The organism is Sphingobacterium detergens, from assembly GCF_003610355.1.
GTDB classification, from domain to species: domain Bacteria; phylum Bacteroidota; class Bacteroidia; order Sphingobacteriales; family Sphingobacteriaceae; genus Sphingobacterium; species Sphingobacterium detergens.
Map to the genome: position 1 here is coordinate 579,696 of NZ_RAPY01000004.1, position 21,356 is coordinate 601,051.

Here is a 21,356-nt window from a genome sequence, read left to right on the forward strand (position 1 = left end):
ATCTAAAAGTCCTGTGTCAGTTCTATGGTTGCTAAGCTTGTATTATTTACCTCTGTAGGAGTTATTTGCATATCTCCTTGTACATCTTTGGTAGTGATCTTACAAGGTTCACTACCTCCCTGGCAGGGCTCTCCAGGTGGTTGGGTCGGAGATAGCTGATAGTTTGATCCATCAAAGGATACAACCCAGTAAACATTCGGGTACGCCTGAGTTTTTCCTTCAGTTTTTAAAGGGGCTTCAGTTTTTGCGATTGCTGCAGTGGTCAGGGCCAGAAGAAACAGACTTAAGATTAATTTTTTCATAGGATTATGTTTTTTTGGTTTGACAATAAAAATGATAAGTGTTGAGGTCATGTTTATGCTGCATAGAAAGCAAACGAAAAACAACGATTTAATTTAAAACTGTCGGTTTTAAAGGTCCTGGGTTTCTTCTATTGTTGCAATACTCGGATTGCTTAGCTCCGCAGGAGTGATTTGCAAATCACCCTGTGGATCTTTGGTAGTGATTTCACAAGGATCACTGCCTACAGAACAACCGCCCGGGGGTTGGTTAAGCGAAAGATGATAGTTTGTACCATCAAAAGAAGTAACATAATAGACGTTAGAATACGCCTGAGTTTTTCCTTCAGTTTTCGAAGGAGTTTTGGTTTCTGCTTGTGCATTAAAAGCAAAAGCAAAGAAAGCAATAAGTACGGGTACTATTTTCTTGAGGTTCATAATCATTTGTTTTTTGACTTATTAATAAAAAGGGTTGAAAAAAATGAAAAATGGTGTACCCCTGTCACCTCGAAGAGGCAACTTTTTCAGGCATTGAAGAGATGAGGTTGATTATTTAATCAGGTAATTCAGGTTATTATCTGTAAGATTTGAGTTTTTTATCAGGATCAAGAGGTCATATTTAAGATTTGGCTATTATACAAACTCTTAACTTTGGATTAGTTAAGGAGGGTGTTTCTAAAAGATCCACCCTTTCCCTAATGGCCTAGACAAATAATTGATCAGGATTAAATGGTTATCAGCAACCTGTTGTTGTAGTTGGATGTGTTGTTGTAAGATAAGTTGTTGATTCCGACTTATTCCTGTTAGATAGTCCATTGTTTTGCTTAAAAACAAAAAGTGACTTTGACCGGATGTTTTTTAATTGTTTTAATTCTTGTTTCATAATGGTATTGCTATACAGGGGCTTTATTGCCTTTGTAATGTAAAGATAATTGGGCCTTAAAGCCATTCCAAATAAATTGGGTAACTGGTCGAGTTTAATGGGTAACTTGTATAAAATCGTGGGTAGATGGTAAAATATGACAATTTGAAACGAACGGGATCAGCTAAGCGTCTCAGAGTTTTTCTCGCTCATCTGATTGCGATCTTCATTTTTATAACGTTTGAATCCAGTCTGATCGTTTTTCTTGATCTGTCAAACGGCTTATGGAAAATAACGTGGTATTACCCCCTTGAAATAGCAACCTTTTATATCAATTTACTTTTCATTTTGCCATTACTGGAGCAGAAAGGTAAAGAGATACGGTTTGCATTATTTCTTTTATTGTTAATTGTAACCTATTGCTTGAGCAGGATAGCATTACTAAAAGCTTTTTTTCCGATTGTGTTTGAAGAAGCTGCTCATGCTAATCATGTGGATCAGATGTATGCCAGGGCTGCATGGCGTGGTATTTATATCGTTGGTATGAGTATAGTTTACTGGCTTTTTAAACGTGATAAAAAAGCTGCCCTGGATAAGAAGCAACTGGAGGTCGATAAGCTGGAGGCAATAGCGGAAAAGCGCCGTATCGAAATATCATTGCTGCAGATACAATTAGAACCACATCTGATCACGAACGTGCTGGCCTTTATTTACAATAAAATAGAAATGACTTCTCCAGACGCGGCTTTAGCTGTGGAGCGCCTTTCAGATCTGATGAAGCATTCAACAACCGATGTAATCAATATAAACAAAGTGCCCGTAAGCGAGGAAATAGAAGGTATCAAAACATTGATAGCCATACATGATTCATTAGCGAATAGGCCAGTTTCTATAGTTCTCAATATTGAGCAAATTGAAGGTGAAAATGCAGCACTAATTCCGCCCAATATTTTGACAACATTTATTGATAACATTTTTACTCATGGCGTCGTTGATGATCCAAATATGCCTGCAAGGATAGGGGTAACTGTAGATAACAGCCTGTTTTGCTTTCACAGTGAGAATGCGAAACGGAAGTCAATGCTTAAGGGCAGGCAATTGGGCATGAACAACGTAAGAAGCATATTAAGTTATTTCTATAAGGAGCAGTTCGAGCTGAAAATAGAGGAATCAGAAAGCCATTATAGTTTGGATTTAAAAATAGCCTTATGAAATGTTTTATCGTCGATGATAAGCAATTTAGTATCGAGCAGATTACCAGGCATATAGTCAATACTCCCGGTTATGAAGTCGTTGGATCAAATACAGATCCGGTGCGGGCCTTATCGGATATTTTAACTGGCAAAGTTCAAATTGATTTGCTCTTTCTTGATGTTGATATGCCGGGAATTGATGGGCTTGAATTTGAGCGTCAGATAAAGGGCAAAGCCTATGTGATTTTTATCTCCGGACATAGGAAATATGCAGTTGAAGCATTTGAAAGTGAAGCAAAAGCTTATTTACTTAAGCCGGTCAGCTACTCAAAGTTTTTGACTGCTGTTGAAAAAGTAAATAATTTATTTAAAGTACAGCAAAGCAGCTTCAGATCCAATGAAACGGACTTTATGATAAAACTTAATGGTAAGAAGCATAAAAAAGTTCTTTTCGAGACTATCGTATATATTCAAGCCTCTGACAATTATATGGAGCTCCATTTAAATGATAACACTACACATGTCGTAAATATTACCATGAAAAAATTACTCGAAATTCTTCCAGCAAAGACTTTCGTAAGAATACATCATTCTTATGCTGTTAATTGGAGCTACGTTACAATAGTTCTAGGCAATACAATTAGGATGAAAACTGGCATTACCCTCGATATCAGCAGGGCCTACAAGAAAGAAGTTTCTTTGCGTTTCAATAGTTATTAATTCCTTTATGTTCCCTGCGGATTCGTTTCTGTGCTGAAATTTCCGCTTTTTTAATTCCTTTTGCAAAAGGTAGAATACAACTAATTCATGAGTACGTTGATTGGAATGGAACATCCGGTTAATATGCATATGCATGAGATCGGCTAGGAGAATTTTCCTGCTTGCTTTTCTGCAGTTAGCAATCGTTTTGAAAAAAGAGGTAACTAACAAATCGTAAGTGTTGTTAATCTCATCACCAATAAGGATTTCATTGCTATAATCTACCTGTTTATAAATGCTGTTCAATATCTTGAATTTTTCGGGATAAATATTATGCTCCCGGCTAAGAGCGCTAACTATTTTTTCTATCATGGCTTCAAAATCATCCCGGCCCATAATCTGGTTTTCGTAGAGCTGAAGAAGCATTTGTAGGCAGTAAGTGTATTTAGCATTATGAGATAGGTTTAATGGTAGTGTTTGAAACGCAAATTCACTGTCAACATAAAAATGTCGTTCCACCGATTCCATATTCTCTATTCCATACCTGTGTATTTCCTTTTTATAGGAACAGATTTTTAAATCCGATATTATACCGGCTTCAAATTCCGGATCAAGTACCTCTAGCAATTTTTCATTTAAATTAACGGAATCCCTAGCGTCAATCATTTTTAACCGTAGGCGGATGTGATCCCCACCATCGGAATATCGGATAAAGAACCATGATGCGATATCAGCGCTTACAGTCGCCAGGAAAGGCGCGATTTTTCTTTGTAGAATTTCATCTGCCCTAAAATGGCTCATGTATATTTCATAGTAAAGCCACTCTTTACATGGTGCAAGCCATTGTTTGTAGATTTCACCATTATTAATTAAAGGAGAAAACGGTGCTAATAAAGGCTTATCGTGGTGCAGGCAAATGATAAACTGTGCAAGATATGGATTACCCTGTTGATCTTCTACTATGTGTTTGTGGGGAAGGGGGCTTTCCTTTAAAAAAATCTGATCCTGCTTGCCAATAATATCTGACAGTATCTGTAGGTCTTTTAGGCTATTGGTATCGAAGAGTAAAGTTTGATCCGCTAATCCGGTTTTTACAAACCTGGGTATTTTTGAATTTCTTATTATTTCTTTGAGTTTGCCTAAAGGATTTCCTTGCAATGATTTCGAGGTTATGCGCCATGTTGCTGGTGATATCACTATGTTTTTAAATGATACGCGGGGATAAAAATTTTGTTCCAAAAGTAATGCTTCAGGTCTGAACATTAAATCTGCTTGTACTTCCTCGAACATCATATCACATAACATCCTGAACAGTGGGAGCGTTGATCGCTTAAAGTTATAAGCGGAGGCCATGCGCGGTACCAATCGTTTATTTAGCCTTTTGGAAAAAAGGATAACCTTGCCATTCTTTACACAGATAAAAATATCGGAAATCGGTATCGAGATATTTTTCGGGTCATAGTTTAAGATGTTGACCTGTGCATCGTAAATTTGTTTTCTCCTGTTGATATTATCGACTTTCATTTCAGCCATATACCCGATATCAAAAAACAGGACATCTGGGTTTGCGTTTTTTTCAATATCAAACAATTGATCACATATTCGTTCCACACTACCGACCGCTGTTGTAAACCTTCCAAGTAAAGAGTTCGCTGTAGCCCCACCTAAATAATCCAGCCAAATATTGCCATCTATAATATTGCATATAGCCCCCAGGGTATTAGGTATAGTATTTTCCGATCTTGAATTTACAGGCAGATCTTCCAGGTTAACTATATTCTTCATGGAAATTTCTTTTAAAAATTCCATGAACCCCTGATGCCGCAGGTCAGCACTGGCATTTTTGTTCTTTGGCTGCTTTGTTAAGTTTTCAATTTGGTCGTCTTCCAATCCGGAAGGTTTCTCTGAAAATGCATAACCGACCCCAATTTCCGGATCAAGTGCAACCATTAAGGGGATATTGGCTTGTTCAAATTTTGCGAAGAAACGTTCTGCGAAAGTTTTTAAATCCGCAGGTTGGCCGACAGGAGATAGTCTACTAAGTAATATTGCCGCCTGGGGAAGGTGTTTAAATAAATTAATATCACAATGGTCATGATCCAGGGTACTTTCTGCAATTTTATACCTAACCTGGTTACTGGATGCAGACACAGCCAATCGCTGAAAATAGTCATCACCTATTATGTTTGCATTCAGGGAAGAAAGTAAGAGCTGAAGTTCGAGCAGATCATGAAGAAAGCCTTGCAATTCTATAGGGTCTGATATTCTACTCTTTAAAAAGATACTTAGCTCTGCATAACTTTTAAGGTTTTCTGTAAAGGTCAGTACATCATGTATTAAAGGATCAAGCGCTATAGCTGCTATTTCAAACCCTTCTCCATCTCGGCGCAAATAGCGAATCTCATCTGCAACTACATAGTAACTGGAATTACTCTGAAAAAATGATTCTTTTTGCAAAGCGGAATGATCCACAGTTCCTAATTCGCCCCAGTCCACAAACTCATGGACAATGCGCCCTGAATAACGTATTGGCTTTGCTTCTGTTTGTTCCGCTAATTGAACACAACCGGTAGTGGCAAATTCGCCAAAAGGCGTAGCCCTATATCTGGCCCGGTTGAAATACTTCCATATTGTTTGTTGTATGCGCTTATCGGTGTTTTTTATTTCTGAAAGATCAAGATTTTCAATAAGAGCATAAAACTCCGGAGAAGAATCTTTGATCATAGCTTTTAGCTCCTTCCAGGATGTTTCAAGATCATTGTGATAAGAAATGCCCGGTATCCTGATCACTGCATGCGGATAGATTTTCAAATTCATATTTCAAGTCAAAAGATAATGAGCTAACATAAAAGAATGATTTCGAAAATGAAATTTTATTGGGTAACTGGTATTCAATTATGGGTAACTGGTCGATTTTTCTAAGTAACCTGCAATTAGCAGCTTTCGGCTGATTCATTAAAACAACCGGCTAATTTCTTATTCTGATCATTGTCTAGCAACTATTTGGGAAGGTTTTCTTTTGAAAGGCTTGAATTCCATAATGAATGCCTTGAATCAGGCCATGAATCCGCAAATATTAAAAATGAGATTTTAAGAAGCTGAGGCGGGTTTGTCGTAATAAATGCAACTTTATTTAAGGGATATCCTGGCTCATTTGCATATTTACCGTATTGGCATTTTCCGCTGCCTTAAGCGGCCTTTATTCCGTATTGCAGTACCTAGCTTTGGAAAAGAAAATAAAACGCATTTAAACCTCGTAAAAATTATGAATGAAAGAAAACAACTTTTAGGCTTGCCCCAAACAGCATTATTGCATTACAGCACCTGGAGCAGGCACCTTCCTTTTTATGAAATTTTTATGAATTTCATAAAAAACTATTCCGTTATTTTTATAATACGATTGTTTTTATATCCCATGATCATTCAGAGGGATAACCGGCAAGATTTGATATTAGTGGGCAGTATTGCTTATCTACTACATAATCTGTCAGCAATGGTAGAGCAGTGTCAAGGTATCTTCAATAGTTATTTATTGGTAAAAGTGCAGGATGCACTGCCAGTAAGTACTATTCTAACATGTACCAAACACCTTTAGCATATGGAAAACTTCACTGCGACATTGCTTTCTGAATTAACATCTGCTCTTCAAGAGATAGCAGTTACCTCCGAAAACAAGTTACAACAGGCTGAACGATCGTTTAATGCTGCTGAAATGGCTATTTCGAAATTGAGGGAGTTTATTGCTGATTATACCTTCAAAAGTGTTGAAGAGGAAATCAGGTTTTTTAAGGAGATAAAACCGGAATTTCAGAAAGAGCTTATCTATAATGAAGAAGTTTTGTTTATCGAATCCAATTGCCCGATAAGTCCAGAGGAACCAAGAAAAGTATTCATAGATCGCGCCCTTAACAGAATACAGGCTTATTTCGAAAAACACAACTATATCTATAACTATTGTAGGTCGGGGCAGACTACATTTGATACTTTATTTTTTGTACGATTACCGAAACCAATTCCTTTAACCCCTGTTTCCTTTTCGGATATAGATCCGGAATTTTCCAATCCCCATAGCTATAAGGTAGCTAAGCTCAAGGCACTGGAAGAGCTCAGGGAATATATACGAAATGAGAAAGTTCAAAAAATAGAACCTCGGCAAGAGCCCGATAAAACAATAGCCGGATCTAAGCGTAACAGAATCTTCACCGGGCCCAAAGCTGCGATAGAAGAAATACTACAAGGCATGTTGGCAAAAGGATGGATCAATTACGGTGACTATGCCGCCCAACAACTTTTTCATGATTTTGAATCTTTCTTTAATGTCAAGCTGAGCGATCCGTCGCGTTCCCTGATCGGTATGGCGATCCGTAAGAATGGTTATACGCCACATATAGACAAAATGAAAGATGCCCTGATTGATCGTATCGAAAGAAAACATCAATAATGTTAGCTGATCCAACAGACCACCGTAAATAAGTATTTTCGATCGAAGCCACCTCTAAGGTGGCTTCGATCGTTATGAAAAATAAATCAAGATCAGCAACCATTAAGCGTTTCGCAGCAAGCAGAAAGACAGGTGTTATTCATGGTAAGGCGGGTTACAGGGCAGATACTAAAAGTATTACATGGTGGCGCCTGGGTCGTGCAGCCTGCGGTTGCTCCGCCCTGTAGGTATTGCATCTCACCGTTACTTAGACTTGAAATCGTTACTTTCTTTAAGTTCAGCTTACTGCTCATAGTTTTCTTTTTCATGACGTATTGTGTTCTGGTGAAATCTAAAATTAAAGATTCGACCGATAAAATAGCAGCGTCTTATTTGACAGGTATTGTCAATGAATAAAATAGGCTGAGCCCCAAAGCAAATTTTAAGATTTTATTATCAAAAAATAAAAATCGCAACCTTGTAACAAGGTTGTAAGTTCCTATGAAAAAATAATACTAATCCAATCCCGATTTAAACTTAAAAAGGTCCCCAAATCATGCCCGGTGCTGGTAGTTTAGCATTTATACTGATTTTCTCCGCTTTCCTTCTCTAATTTTTTATCAAAAAAAAATCGTCGCAAGCTTGCTAGACCTTGTAAAACCAGGGCTAAAATCCTATGCAATTTTGCTTTCAACAAATGGGAAATATATTCCCGATTAAGAAATTAAAAGAAAGAAAAATGATGCTAGAAAACATTACCTGGAAATCTTACCTAACCGCCGTTGCGGTAGTTGTATGTATCTATTACGCCTTTTACCTGATCCTGATCTATAGGCGCAGAATGAAAGCAATGATCCTGGGAGCGCCAATTGGTAAGGAGCAGGAAGAACATATCGAAGGTGGATTTGAACAACTGGAAATCCTTAAGGAAGAGATACACCACAGTATCCTGGAAGAGGTAGGCACAGATACAAGCAAGGAGGAGCTGATTGTTCAGTTCCGTAACAGACTTGTAAACTATGGCGGGCTGCGTCAGCCTACCCTTCGGGATGCTCTTACCAAATTTCTGATCCAAAGATCTGAAAGTATTTGTGGGATAACCTTTACCAAAGAGGAGTTGGAACAGCAATGGAATTCGATGGTGAAAAATTAGCCTGGAAATAATACGAAGCTGAAAAATATAGACACAATAAATTTTAGAATGATTATGAAAACAAAAATCTATGCAATGTTGGCATTGGCAATCTGTGGCGGATCGGTCATGTATGCATGTAAGCAATCGGTGGATATGATGCCAACGGAACTGGAAAATGAAAAGCTGAAAATCCCTGTAGATGCAATTGCAGTAAAAGAACCCGCAGTAGCTAATGGCTGGCTTAATTTCCCATCAATGGAATCTTTCAATAGCACAATGAAAGTGCTGCATGAAAAGTTCGAGGACCCGGATAAGCTGAAAGGATGGGAAAGCAATTTTAATAAGAAAGGTTATACATCGCTCAGAACATTTTATCAGCAATTGGATGCCGATACATCGGAAGACCGCCGGGAGCCCACAGCCGATTCATTGATACAAAGTAACAAATTGTTGGATTGCCCGGATAGCTGGTTTGCTACGGTATTGAGTAAGGATGGTTATATCCAGATAGCAGATACGGTATATTCCTTTAAACCCGGTAATGAAAAAGGAGAAGCCTTTGCCATTCCTGCACGTTCAACAAAGGAAATTATTGCAGGGATCGCCCCGGCAGCAATAAGGGGTACTAAAATTCATTATACTTCTTTTAGGCGAATTCCTACCCTGAGATGGGGAGAGGTTGGCGATAAAACAATAGGTGAAGACAAGCTGCCCATCTGCTTTACAACAGGCGGTGCAATGGGCAGCTTTTGGGGACAGGTAGGTGAAGATATTTACGCAGGTGATAATGGCGATACTTTTCCGGAACATAACGGACGTACCGTTAAGATGAATTATCATCGTTGGCGTGTCGGCTATGTATTCTATGCTTCTGCAGGTGTAAGGATGAAGATGTGGAAGCACACCAGGTTTGCCGGCTGGCAATCGGTCACGTACGCCGATCAAATGACAATGGAGGCTTGCTTAAAGGGAAGGGCAGTTACTGCGGGTTCCATGCCTTATCCGTTCACATCTTATACTTCACCATCCTGGCCCGGCTTTACAAAATATGCGGAGAACAATTTCGAAAAAACGTTGAAGTGGGTCGGTTCCCTGATTTTTTCAGAAATAGCGTTAGAGCATTTCAACTTTCATTGGAAACTTAATTATCGTGGCCGTATTGCAGAACGAACAATACGGCAATAAAGAAATCGCGGGACAGCCAGGACTTGAATGAGGGAGACGGATGGATGATGATGGGGCTGTCCCGCTGGAACTGCTGCCATAGGTGAATATGATTTGTGTGGTTGGAACATGGCAGCGTTTCCCCGCCCCCTGCATTGACCTGTGGGGGGCCTGGGAAACAAAATTTACAAATGTCGGCAGTGCAGTAGAGGATTGATAGGTGCAGGAGGGCTGCACTGTCCGGCATTTTATTGCTTTTAAGAATTGGAGAAGGTATTAAAAGAGTGATTAAAAACTGTGAAGATGGGAATAGAGAAGTTAGGAAAGGTAAAGATCACCTTTATCAAAAGAGCAGGCATGCTTGTCTTGCTATTAATAATAATGAGCATATATGCTTACAGCCAGGATGGGAAAGTCGGAATTGAGGCTGCTGATAAACAGGTCAGAGAATATTTTAAATCCGGGGTTCAGCTCATGTATGCAGTTGGTGCGCTCGTGGGGCTCATTGGAGCGGTAAAGGTTTACCAAAAATGGAATGGTGGTGATCCTGATACCAGTAAGGTAGCTGCAGCATGGTTCGGAAGCTGTATTTTCCTGGTCGTTGTGGCAACTATTATTTCGGCCTTTTTCGGTGTGAGTTAAAAAATTAGAATAATGAAAAATAGTTTAAAAGAAAAGCTCTGGGCTTTTATTACTGAAAACAATCCAGACCTGATGTTCAATCTACAGGAAGGATATTCGGTCCCCACTTATCTTGAAGATAAGGTAATGAAGGTTATGCCAATGGTAGAAGTTTTTTTAAGAAAAGGAAAAGCAGAACATGAGATTGAGCAGCTGATTTTAATGGAGTTGACAAAAGATTTGCGGCCATCGAAGTACAATTATATCAAAGATGTAATAACACGCGATTTCCCCAACGAGTGTTATAAGTTCAGGGAGGCTGGAGTACTGACCTATGAATGTATCAATATGCTGGAAGCCTGCAATGACATCTTTATAACCTTTGACTTTAATGAGGACAAGGAAGATCATCGGCTCCGTCATGCAATTATTGCAAGGGTGCATGATTATCTGTCCATTTAAAATTAAGCTTTATGGCAAACAGTGTATATCAGATAAACAAGGGGATTAATAAGTCAATTGAGTTCAAAGGTGCGCCCGTAAGGTTGTAAAATAAATATACCTATGGCAAGGTATCAGGCAAGTGTTCTATAAAGCCTGTCATCAGTCGGCTTATCTGAAAGGGAAACCGGACAGGGAGTGTAGCATGCCGATAAACTTATAAGTCAATCAGCTATTAAGATTGCGACTGAATAAGGAGATGAAATAACAGATATGAGGATAAAATCCAAACTGATTGAACGATAGCCCGAGTGGAAAGTCTCGAGTCTTTGGGGTAAGATAGCTGAACTCCCCATACTGTAATACTCACCTTTCGGCCTTTGAGGAGGGAGAGCAAGAACAGGTTACAGCGCAACTGCAATAAGCAGTAAAGGGTGGAAATCGTATCCGACAATCTGTTGTGCCAAGTTATTGTACAACTAAACGGGGATTACCTAAATCGGAATGCCGCTGGCGCGGCTATGAAGTGAAGGCTTATGAATATCCGACATGGTAACGGAGCTTCCGTAGTAGTCCGAGCAGGGGAAAGCCTTGTACATGGCGAAGGGAAGCAGCTAGTATTTTTAATGCAATTAATGGAAAATGTGAGAGACATTATGAGAAATCCAGAAAGAGTGTTAAACAGTCTGTCAGAGCACAGCAAAATTTCAGGCTATAAGTTTGAAAGGCTCTACCGGGTCCTGTTCAACGAGGAAATGTATTACCAGGCTTACCAACGCATTTATGCGAAGGCTGGAAACATGACAGCAGGTTCAGATGGGAAAACCATTGATGAAATGAGCTTGTCCCGAATTGAACAGTTGATAGGAACGATGAAAAATGAATCGTACCAACCCAATCCTGCCAAGAGGACATACATACCGAAGAAAAACGGGAAAATGCGTCCTTTAGGGATACCATCTTTTGATGATAAGTTGGTGCAAGAGGTAATCAGGATGATACTTGAATCCATATTCGAGAAGCAGTTTGAAAACAGCTCTCATGGGTTTAGACCTCATCGCAGTTGCCATACTGCATTAATACAGGTTCAAAAGAACTTCACTGCCGCAAAATGGTTTGTTGAAGGCGATATTGAAGGCTTTTTCGACAACATCAATCATGATGTTTTAATTGGAATCCTAAAAGAGCGCATCACAGACGAACGTTTCATAAGGCTGATACGGAAGTTCCTCAATGCCGGATACATCGAAGATTGGACATTTCATAAAACCTACAGTGGAACACCGCAAGGCGGAATAGTTAGCCCCATTTTGGCAAACATCTACCTGGATAAACTGGACAAGTTTATGAAAGACTATATCCCATCCTTTGACAAAGGGATAAAGCGTAAGGATAACGTAGAATACCACAGGCTAAGCAGGAAGATTGCCAAGCTCAATTACAAACTTGAATTGGTTGAAGATGAAGCTCAGAAAGCAGAGCGGATTAAACATTTAAAGGAGATAGAAATAGAAAGAAGGTATTTGTCTTGCGGGGATGATATGGATGACGGATTTAAAAGACTAAAATATTTGAGATATGCCGATGACTTTATTATCGGGGTGATAGGAAGCAAAGAAGACAGTGAAAAGATCAAAGAGGACATTAAAAAATACCTCGCTGAAATATTGAAACTGACTTTGTCTGATGACAAGACGCTTATTACCCATGCGGAGAAACCGGCAAAATTTCTCGGATATGAAATATACATCCGTAAATCAAATACCCAGACTAAAAGAGGCGAAAAATCAGGAATGTTACGACGTGTATTTGGTAAAAAGATCATTCTGAAATTACCAACAGAGACCATGAGAAAGAAATTATCTGACTATGAAGCATTGACAATAATGCACCATAATGGTCATATAAAATGGAAACCTCAAAGTCGAATTAAGCTGGTAAATAACGATGATCTTGAAATTTTGGATGCATACAACGCCGAGATAAGAGGCTTTGCCAATTACTATTCTATTGCCAACAACAGTTCCGCAATGAACTCTTTTAAGTACATCATGGAATACAGCATGTATAAAACTTTTGCAAAGAAGTACCAAATATCTGCTCGTAAAGTCATTGAGAAGTTCCGCTTCAATAAAGACTTTGCCGTATTCTACAGTAACAAAAAAGGAGAAAGAAAAATGAGGGTATTCTTCAACGGAAGTTTCAAGAGAAAGACGGATATCATTGTATCAAATTGTGACACTGTTCCGAGCACAATCATGTTGAATGGCACAACCAGCCTTATTGATAGGCTGAAAGCACAGCAATGTGAACTATGCGGAGCGAAGGATAATCTGGAAATGCACCATGTAAGGAAACTAAAGGACGTTGCACATAAGCAACCTTGGGAAATCCTGATGCATGCACGACGGAGAAAGACAATGGCAGTATGCCAGTCATGTCACAAGAAGATACATCATGGTAAGATAGACTGAGGATATTAGTGGAGAGCCGTATACGCTGAGAGGTGTACGTACGGTTCGGGGGCGAGTATTTGGAAACCTGCCATAGTAATATGGTAAGGCGCCGGGTGCTTAGCCTACGTTTAAGAGCACAATACATCTGGTACCTGGCTATTGGTATCCTATTGTTGCTTATTCTGTTCGCGCTGATGTATGCTATAGGTATCCCGGCTTTCATCTGTGTAGGCTTAGCCCTGATTGCGGGAACTGTTCTTGTCATGAAAATTTATGCGATGAGCACAAAATATGGAGAGCATGGTTTAACAAAGGAACTGGCGAAAAGAAACATACCTAAAGTTGTTAGGTGTAACAGTAGAAAAGTATTTCGCAGATTAAACAATTAAGGATATGGAAAAAGAAAGAGAATTACCAATATATAATCTGCACGGAACGGATTTCTATGTAGATGTAAATAAACTGCTGTTAAGCGAAGCTGGCGATCTGGGAAATAAGCTTTTTATCAGGGATATGGATGACAATGGGAGCTTTTATGAATTCGAATACGACAAGAGGGAAAAATGCATTGTAATGCCGGACTTTCATATGTGCGAGCAAATAGAAGACATAGTAAACGCAACACTACCTCCGCTTGGACAATTGGACCCAGAGCGAATGGCTCAAAAATATGGGTACGAGGTTGCACAAATAAAGGGCATGAGCGATCAGCAAATCTTCGGAAATCAACCCGGCTTAAAGGATAGGCTTTCAGGGGCTCTTCCAGAAATCGAGCTTTTACCAGGTCACATTTTTGTCGTTGACTGGAAGCATAGATATCTGCTGATTAAGGACGATAATGAGCATGGTATCCTTCATTTCAGCAATATGCTGAAAACTAAAGATGAAACGGCTTACCTATGTGCCTATCATATTCCATCCCATAGTGAATACAAGTACGAAGCAGGCGACTCTTCGATTCCCAAAGATGTTATCATTCTTGAAATTCCCTATGAGCTCAAATTAGACCCGGTAGCCGTTGCATTGGAATACAAAGTGGATATAAACAAAACGGTAAGGGTATTTCCGGTTCAAAAGGAACTGCGAGCAAATAGGGTTCGTCTTTCGAAAGAGCAGGCATCCGGCATTTTCGAACTGTTCCGTAAAAAACAGGAAGAGCAATCGCAAAACAAGGGACTAAAAATGTAGTAGTGAGGCAATAGTGCCACAGTGAATAGAAAATGTGAAAATGGAAAAGTGGTTAGCAGATATCATGCCCGTATTGGGCATAGAACATAATTGTATCCTTAGTAAACAAGGCGATATTACTATTGGTTTTAAAGCCACGCTACCGGAGATATTTACTTTATCGGATGAAGAGTACGAAAATATTCATCAGGCATGGATAAAAGCAATAAAAGTGCTGCCCAAACATAGCACCTTGTGTAAACAAGACTGGTTCCTGACGAAAAATTATGAGGCTGAAAATAAGCCGGGTAAGGAAAAGGGATTTTTAGAAAAGTCAGCCGATAAGCATTTTAAAGGCAGGCCCTACCTGGATCATAGCTGTTACATCTATTTGACAAAAAAACCGCATGGTCGCAAGTTAAGCAGCTCCATGTTTTCCAACCTGATCCGAAGCAGTATTGTACCGGAACAGGCGTTAAACACGTCTATGTTAACTGATTTTGAGAATGTTGCCGGACAGTTCCGGCAGATATTGGAGGATACCGGATTAATCAAACTAGCAAGGCTTGGCGGTGATCAATTAGCCAGCTCTGAAAAAACACCCGGTTTAATCGAGAACTATTGCTTCTTAGCAACAGACGATGATCCATTGCTTATAAAAGACCTTCAGTTCGATAAAGACAGCATGCGTATCGGTGGGCAGCATTGTCAGCTCTATACCTTAGCCGATGCGGTCGATCTTCCGGCTTTATGTGGCAGCAGGATCAACTATGATAAATACTCAACGGACAAGACAAAGTTCAGTATCGGTTTTGCGGGTTCTTTGGGATTACTGTTACACTGTAACCATATCTATACCCAGTATATTGTTGTTGATGATGCAGCGAAGACGTTACAAAAACTGGAACGGAAGCGGCTCAGGTTACAATCCCTTTCTGCTTATTCAAGGGAGAATTTGATCAGCAGGGACGCAACCAATGATTTTTTGAATGAAGCGATAAGTGAACAACGTTTACCTGTCAAAGCGCATTTTAACATCCTGGCCTGGAGTGAGGATAAAAATGAGCTGAAAAATATACGTAACCAGGTAACAACGGCAATGGCACGCATTGATGCAGTTGCCAAACTGGAAACTTCAGGCGCTCCGCAGCTTTTCTGGGCCGGTATTCCTGGTAATGCTTCTGATCTGCCCTTTAACGAGTGCTTCGACACTTTCGCAGAGCAGGCTACCTGCTTCCTCAATATTGAATCCAATTACCGCAGTGATCCTTCGGAGACAGGGATACGGTTCTGCGACCGCCTATCGGGAAAGCCTGTATATATCGACCTGTTTGATTTGCCACGTAAGCGTTCAATAACTTCAAATATGGGCGTGCTCTGTTGCGGGAGTAGTGGCGGCGGCAAAAGCATGACTCTAAATCATATTTTAAATACTTTATATATTCAAGGTTCACACTGCGTTATCGTGGATATCGGCGGAAGCTATCGGGGACTTTGTGAATTGGTTCAGGGTTATTATTTCACTTATACGGAAAGTGACCCGATCAGTTTTAATCCTTTTTATCTTCCCAAGGGTCAGGATTTTGATACGGAAAAAAAGGAAAGTTTAAAAGCACTGCTGGTTTCCTTATGGAAACAGGAAAATGATAGTTTCAACCGGTCTGAATATGTGGCATTATCCAATGCGCTTGCGGGATTTTATGCAAAGCTAAAGAGGGAGCAATCCATTTTTCCATGCTTTAATTCCTTTTATGAATACCTGCAAACAGATTTTAAAGAAGTACTTAAAGAGCATAGGGTAAAGGATACGCATTTCGATGTCGATAATTTTTTGTATGTCCTGCGTCCTTACTACAGGGACAATGAATTCGATTATTTATTGAACGCTACAGAGAATCTGAACCTGTTGGAACAACCCTTTATCGTTGTGGAATTAGATAACATTAAGGGGAACCCCATTTTGTTTCCAGTGGTGACTTTGATCATTATGGAAATGTTCATTTCCAAGATGCGCAAGCTGGCCGGAACCCGTAAAGTACTTGCCATTGATGAAGCCTGGGCAGCTATTGCGAAAAGCGGGATGGCTGAATTTTTAAAATATGCGTTTAAGACGATTCGGAAATTCAATGGCGTACCAATCGTGATCACCCAGGAGCTGGACGATCTGATCAGTTCGCCAATTATTAAGGATGCCATTATCAATAATGCGGACATCAAGATTATGATGGATATGCGCAAATTCCTGCACAAGTTCGATAAGCTGCAGGCCGCTCTGGGAATGTCCGAAAAAGCCAAAACACAATTACTGTCCGTAAATAAAGACGAACGGGAAATCTATATCGAGCTGGGTGGTCAGATATCAAGGGTATTTAAAAACGAACTCTGCAAGGAAGAGTACCTGGCTTATACTACAGAAGGCAAGGAAAGAGTAAAGGTATTGGAGGCAGCGGAAGAATGCGGCAGCATGGAAGCAGGTATAACCAAGTTAATAGCGGAAAATTACTTAAACTAATATCTAAGGCAATGAAGAAAATAATTATGGTATTCATGCTGGCTGTGTTTACAATGGCCCCGGTTTCCAAAGCAAGCGCACAGCTTGCCATATTGGAAATTATCAAAGCTGGTGTAAAAAAGGTCATTAAAGCTGTCGATCTGAAGATCCAACGCCAGCAAAACAAAGTGATCTGGCTGCAAAATGCGCAGAAAGTGTTGGAAAATGCTATGGCGAAACTGAAGCTGGGAGAAATTTCGGATTGGACAGACAAACAGAAACAATTGTATGGGCAGTACTTTGATGAGCTGAAAAAGGTCCGATCACTTATTGCATATTACCAGCGCATAAAGGAGATTACAACGACACAGGCAAGGCTTGTTGAAGAATACCGGCGCTCCTGGGCGCTGATTAAAAATGATAGGCATTTTTCAGTAAAGGAGATTGAATACATCGGTCAGGTCTATAGCGGGATTTTGGATCAGAGCGTAAAGAACCTCGATCAGTTGTTTTTGGTCGTAAATTCTTTTAGAACCGAAATGGCCGATGCAAGCCGCCTGGAAATCATTAACCAGGTCTCAGAAAAGATTAAGGTGAATTACATAGACCTCAGAGCTTTTAATGCTGAAAATGTCATGTTGAGCATCCAGCGCAGCAGTAGCGAGCAGGAAGTAAAACAGGTAAGGCAATGGTATGGTCTAAACCCCTAAATAATTCAAGATGGAAAAGATGTTTTTTATACTGCTGGTATTGCTACTGGCAACTTCGAAAATCCAGGCACAGACTTTTGCAGAATGGTTTTCCCAAAAGAAGACCCAAAAGAAATACCTGATCGAACAGATTGCAGCATTAAAGATTTATGGCGGGTACCTGAAAAAAGGATACGATATCGGCAAAAAAGGATTGGGTACGATTAGCCAGATTAAAAATGGCGAATTCAACCTGCACCGGGATTTCTTTGGTTCGCTTTCCACTGTAAACCCTGCCATAAAAAAAGATCCCAGGGTGGCCGATATTGAGCAAATGCAGTACACAATATTGGAGCTAAAAAATCAAGTGTTTAGAAATGTGTCGAGTGCCGATCTGGTTTCTAAAAAAGAGAAGCAATATATAAGGGATGTTTTTGACCGGTTGTTGGAAAACTGTAATCACCTGTTAGAGGATCTGGGGGATGTGGCATTATCCGCGAGGCTGACCATGAAAGATGATCAGCGGCTTGTCCGTATTGAAAAGATCCACCGGGAGATGGAAGACAACTACTGGTTTGCGAACTATTTCAGTAATCAATTAAAAGCATTGATCAGCTCCCGGAGGCAGGGGCTAAGGGAAGCGGATCATAGTAATTTGATTTTTGGCATTAAATAAATAAGATCATGAAGAAAGTAATTTTTATCATAATGTCGGCCATAATAACTATAGGAAACTACAAAGCCAAAGCTCAGGCAACAGAAGTCGTGCAGTTACTGCTCAATGTTGAGAAGCTGGCACAGCTCAAGTCAATACTGAGTGATCTTAAAAAGGGCTATGATATTGTACACGGAGGCTATTCTACGATTAAGGATCTTTCAGAAGGTAATTTCAGCTTGCACAAAACCTTTCTGGACGCCCTGATGCAGGCAAGTCCAGTAGTAAAGAAGTATTACAAAGTTGGAAAGATTATCGAATACCAGGTTGTGCTTATCAAGGAATATAAAACAGCGTTCAACCGGTTTAAGCAAAGCAATTTGCTCCGTCCGGCTGAGATAAGCTATATCGGTTCCGTATATGCGAATCTGCTCAATTTAAGTTTACGTAATCTCGAAGAATTGGCTAATGTGGTTACGTCAGGTAAGCTAAGAATGAATGATGAAGAGCGGCTTAAGGCAATTGATGGTATCTTTTTGGAAATGGAAGAGAAGTTATCATTTCTTAAAAGTTTCAACAGGTCAACTTCGATGCTTACGCTGCAACGTGGCAAGGAAAAACAGGATGCCTTGCAGATGCAGCAGATTTATAATTTGAAATAATAAAACAGGCAATGGGAAAGATAAGGAAAGCCGTCTTAGCAACGGTAGTGGGAATGGTTTTGCCCTATTTCAGCCAAGCTCAGGGAGCGGCTGAAAGGATTAAAAGTTTACATACGGTACTCGATACCCTGTATAAGGATATGATGCCGATGTGTGAAGACCTCATAGGTGTGGGAAGCGGGATAGCCTGTTTTGCAGCATTGTTCTATATCGCCAGCCGGGTGTGGCGGCAGATAGCCAATGCGGAACCTATAGATTTTTACCCGCTGTTCAGGCCCTTTGTACTTGGTTTCTGTATCATGAACTTCTCTTCTGTTATTGCGCTGATCAATGGCGTTATGCAGCCGACGGTCAGCGGTACGGCAGCAATGGTAAAAAATTCCGATAAGGCAATAGCTGTGCTGCTTCAGCAAAAAGAAGAAGCTATTAAAAATAGCCTGCACTGGAAAATGTATGTAGGGGAAAATAATAATGGAGATAAAGAAAGGTGGTTAAAATATACGCATGGCTTGAAAGAAACTGATGCCGCTCCAGAGGAAGGTTTTTTTGAAAGTGTGGGCAATGATGTCGCGTTCGCTATGGATAAAGTGTATTACAATTTTAAAAACTCCATTAAAACCTGGATGAGTGAAATTCTCAAAGTGCTTTTTGAGGCGGCAGCACTTTGTATTAATACGCTCAGGACTTTTCAGCTGATCGTCCTGGCAATTATTGGCCCTATGGTTTTAGGCTTGGCTGTTTTTGACGGCTTCCAGCATACCCTTACGGCCTGGCTTGCAAAGTACATCAATATATTTCTATGGTTGCCGGTGGCTAACATCTTCGGTGCCATCATTGGTAAGATCCAGGAAAACATGCTCAAGATCGACAATGAACAAATAGTTCAGGCAGGAGATACCTTTTTCAGCGATACTGATATCGGCTATTTAATCTTTATGATTATCGGGATCGTCGGTTATTTCACGGTTCCGTCTGTAGCCAATTTTGTTGTCAATTCCGGTGGTGGCGGAGCATTGGGTCAAAAGATAACAACACTTGTTTTCAGCTCTGCCTCTATGGGTGCCGGGCGTTTGGGGCAAGGCGTCAATAACCTGGCTGACTTTAAGCAGAATATGGACAAAGGGCTGAGTGGAACAGAAAGCGGCTCAGGGGGGATTGGTGCAATTGGTCGTATTGCGGGTAGAACTGGCTCTTTTATGAACGACAAATTATCGGGCAAACCAGATCAGGGAAGTAATGAAAAAAGTGTTTAAAGCCCTTGTTATAAGCGATGCTTTACTGGCTAAAATAAGAACAATACGAATAGTGAATAAGAAAATGAGGAGATATGTTCCAAAAAGCAAAAAATATAGATACGGCCTTCAAGGGTATTAAAAATTTCTCCATTGCCTTTGTTGCAATTTATACCCTTAGCGGTGGCATGGTGATGTACACTTGTTTGGATATGGTTAAGAACATGCAGGGTAAAATATATGTTCTTGCCAACGGAAAGGCATTGGAGGCATATGCCTCCGACCGGAAGGATAATGTACATGTAGAAGCGAGAGACCATATTCGAAGTTTTCATCAGTACTTTTTCACGCTTTCCCCCGATGAAAAATACAACCAGGCAAGCATAAAAAGAGCCTTGTACCTGGCTGACGAAAGCGCAAAACAGGCTTATGATAATTTAAGGGAATCAAATTATTACTCCAATGTCGTTTCCGGAAATGTCAGCCAAACGATTACTGTTGATAGTATCCAGCTTAATACCAATGTTTCGCCTTATGCTTTCCGGTTCTATGGGAAGCAGGAGATCACAAGACCAAGTTCCGTAACCATCCGGAGCCTGGTTACGGAAGGACAATTACGTAATGTAAGGCGGAGCGATAATAATGCCCACGGTTTTCTAATCGAAAAATGGATAACTATTTCCAATGATGATCTAAGTACTAAAGCGCGGTAATATGATACAACTTTTTAAAAAGCGGCCTAAAGGAAATGCGCAAATAAAGGATAAGATAGCCCATGTTGTAGCAGCTTGTTTGGTAAGAGTGCAACAAAGCTGGGCCGGCTGGATGAACAGGCAGTCTGACCGCTGCAACCCTAAGTTGAGAGGCGCTATTTTAATCATCTTTCTGATGGCAATGGCGGCAATAGGTATAACTATGATTATGGGTGGCTTTAAAAGTAGTTATAAAATAATTGCGGGCACGGGAGCGATCAGCATGCCAACGGTAAAGCAGGCAGAGCAAAAGCATGTTAAGGCCAATAAAGCAGATGAGACCCTACAGCGTATTGAAAAATTCCGGCTTTACCTCGACAGCCTCTCAAAAACTGAAGAAGGCAAAATTAAACTCGAAAGCATTAATCTGTTACGGCCAGGGCTTCGTGACAGCATTAAAATGGTAGAACGTATTTATAAACAACAACAATAAAAAATT

At 40.1% G+C, this 21,356-nt stretch carries 21 protein-coding genes; 17 read left to right on the forward strand and 4 right to left on the reverse strand.

What is annotated here, in order from left to right; all coding sequences use genetic code 11:
* Positions 1–2: 2 nt before the first annotated feature.
* Complete coding sequence (locus DFQ12_RS20900; RefSeq protein ID WP_147420453.1) at positions 3–302, reverse strand: hypothetical protein; 300 nt, start codon at positions 300–302, stop codon at positions 3–5.
* 108 nt (positions 303–410) lie between these two features.
* Positions 411–716: a hypothetical protein gene (locus tag DFQ12_RS20905; RefSeq protein WP_147420454.1), complete on the reverse strand. Its 306-nt coding sequence runs from the start codon at positions 714–716 to the stop codon at positions 411–413.
* Between the two features lie 571 nt (positions 717–1,287).
* Between DFQ12_RS20905 and DFQ12_RS20910 the strand changes: the two genes are divergently transcribed.
* Both DFQ12_RS20910 and DFQ12_RS20915 read left to right on the forward strand, forming a co-directional pair.
* Positions 1,288–2,352 carry a histidine kinase gene (locus DFQ12_RS20910; RefSeq protein ID WP_120260978.1) on the forward strand — a complete coding sequence of 355 codons (1,065 nt, stop codon included), beginning with the start codon at positions 1,288–1,290 and terminating at the stop codon, positions 2,350–2,352.
* A complete protein-coding gene (locus tag DFQ12_RS20915; protein WP_120260979.1) occupies positions 2,349–3,053 on the forward strand; it encodes a LytR/AlgR family response regulator transcription factor in 705 nt (234 codons plus the stop codon). Before DFQ12_RS20910 ends, DFQ12_RS20915 begins: the two co-directional genes overlap by 4 nt.
* On the opposite strand, the gene DFQ12_RS20920 is transcribed toward DFQ12_RS20915, so the two are convergent.
* Positions 2,961–5,849, reverse strand: a complete 2,889-nt coding sequence (locus DFQ12_RS20920; RefSeq protein ID WP_120260980.1) for a lantibiotic dehydratase — start codon at positions 5,847–5,849, stop codon at positions 2,961–2,963. The genes DFQ12_RS20915 and DFQ12_RS20920 overlap by 93 nt on opposite strands.
* Before the next feature lie 781 nt (positions 5,850–6,630).
* Between DFQ12_RS20920 and DFQ12_RS20930 the strand changes: the two genes are divergently transcribed.
* A complete protein-coding gene (locus tag DFQ12_RS20930; protein WP_120260982.1) occupies positions 6,631–7,473 on the forward strand; it encodes an RteC domain-containing protein in 843 nt (280 codons plus the stop codon).
* A 92-nt stretch (positions 7,474–7,565) separates the two neighbouring features.
* On the opposite strand, the gene DFQ12_RS28685 is transcribed toward DFQ12_RS20930, so the two are convergent.
* Entirely contained in the window at positions 7,566–7,781 is a 216-nt protein-coding gene (locus DFQ12_RS28685) for a class I lanthipeptide (RefSeq protein WP_120260983.1), read from the reverse strand.
* Positions 7,782–8,191: 410 nt separating this feature from the next.
* Here DFQ12_RS28685 and DFQ12_RS20940 point away from each other — a divergent pair, with 410 nt between their 5' ends.
* The 14 genes from DFQ12_RS20940 (at position 8,192) to DFQ12_RS21005 (ending at position 21,350) form a co-directional block, all read left to right on the forward strand.
* The gene (locus DFQ12_RS20940; RefSeq protein ID WP_147420455.1) at positions 8,192–8,605 is read left to right on the forward strand and encodes a hypothetical protein; all 414 of its coding nucleotides are present in this window, start codon (positions 8,192–8,194) and stop codon (positions 8,603–8,605) included.
* A gap of 54 nt (positions 8,606–8,659) precedes the next feature.
* A complete protein-coding gene (locus tag DFQ12_RS20945) occupies positions 8,660–9,772 on the forward strand; it encodes a hypothetical protein (protein ID WP_147420456.1) in 1,113 nt (370 codons plus the stop codon).
* A 336-nt stretch (positions 9,773–10,108) separates the two neighbouring features.
* Positions 10,109–10,393: a DUF4134 domain-containing protein gene (locus DFQ12_RS20950; protein ID WP_244211814.1), complete on the forward strand. Its 285-nt coding sequence runs from the start codon at positions 10,109–10,111 to the stop codon at positions 10,391–10,393.
* A 12-nt stretch (positions 10,394–10,405) separates the two neighbouring features.
* Entirely contained in the window at positions 10,406–10,834 is a 429-nt protein-coding gene (locus tag DFQ12_RS20955; protein WP_120260987.1) for a hypothetical protein, read from the forward strand.
* Positions 10,835–11,349: 515 nt separating this feature from the next.
* The gene (ltrA, locus tag DFQ12_RS20960) at positions 11,350–13,287 is read left to right on the forward strand and encodes a group II intron reverse transcriptase/maturase (protein ID WP_244211809.1); all 1,938 of its coding nucleotides are present in this window, start codon (positions 11,350–11,352) and stop codon (positions 13,285–13,287) included.
* Positions 13,288–13,367: 80 nt separating this feature from the next.
* Complete coding sequence (locus tag DFQ12_RS20965; RefSeq protein WP_120260988.1) at positions 13,368–13,658, forward strand: DUF4133 domain-containing protein; 291 nt, start codon at positions 13,368–13,370, stop codon at positions 13,656–13,658.
* A 4-nt stretch (positions 13,659–13,662) separates the two neighbouring features.
* Complete coding sequence (locus DFQ12_RS20970) at positions 13,663–14,457, forward strand: hypothetical protein (protein WP_120260989.1); 795 nt, start codon at positions 13,663–13,665, stop codon at positions 14,455–14,457.
* A gap of 40 nt (positions 14,458–14,497) precedes the next feature.
* Positions 14,498–16,948: a TraG family conjugative transposon ATPase gene (locus DFQ12_RS20975; protein WP_120260990.1), complete on the forward strand. Its 2,451-nt coding sequence runs from the start codon at positions 14,498–14,500 to the stop codon at positions 16,946–16,948.
* A gap of 11 nt (positions 16,949–16,959) precedes the next feature.
* Positions 16,960–17,637: a conjugal transfer protein TraI gene (locus DFQ12_RS20980; protein WP_120260991.1), complete on the forward strand. Its 678-nt coding sequence runs from the start codon at positions 16,960–16,962 to the stop codon at positions 17,635–17,637.
* A 10-nt stretch (positions 17,638–17,647) separates the two neighbouring features.
* Positions 17,648–18,292, forward strand: coding sequence for a hypothetical protein (locus DFQ12_RS20985; protein ID WP_120260992.1), 645 nt, complete (start codon positions 17,648–17,650; stop codon positions 18,290–18,292).
* Positions 18,293–18,300: 8 nt separating this feature from the next.
* Entirely contained in the window at positions 18,301–18,933 is a 633-nt protein-coding gene (locus tag DFQ12_RS20990; RefSeq protein WP_120260993.1) for a TerB family tellurite resistance protein, read from the forward strand.
* An 11-nt stretch (positions 18,934–18,944) separates the two neighbouring features.
* On the forward strand, positions 18,945–20,186 hold the full coding sequence (gene traJ, locus DFQ12_RS20995; RefSeq protein WP_120260994.1) for a conjugative transposon protein TraJ: 1,242 nt from the start codon (positions 18,945–18,947) through the stop codon (positions 20,184–20,186).
* A 74-nt stretch (positions 20,187–20,260) separates the two neighbouring features.
* Entirely contained in the window at positions 20,261–20,878 is a 618-nt protein-coding gene (gene traK, locus DFQ12_RS21000) for a conjugative transposon protein TraK (protein ID WP_120260995.1), read from the forward strand.
* A gap of 1 nt (position 20,879) precedes the next feature.
* Entirely contained in the window at positions 20,880–21,350 is a 471-nt protein-coding gene (locus DFQ12_RS21005) for a hypothetical protein (RefSeq protein WP_120260996.1), read from the forward strand.
* Positions 21,351–21,356 lie beyond the last annotated feature (6 nt).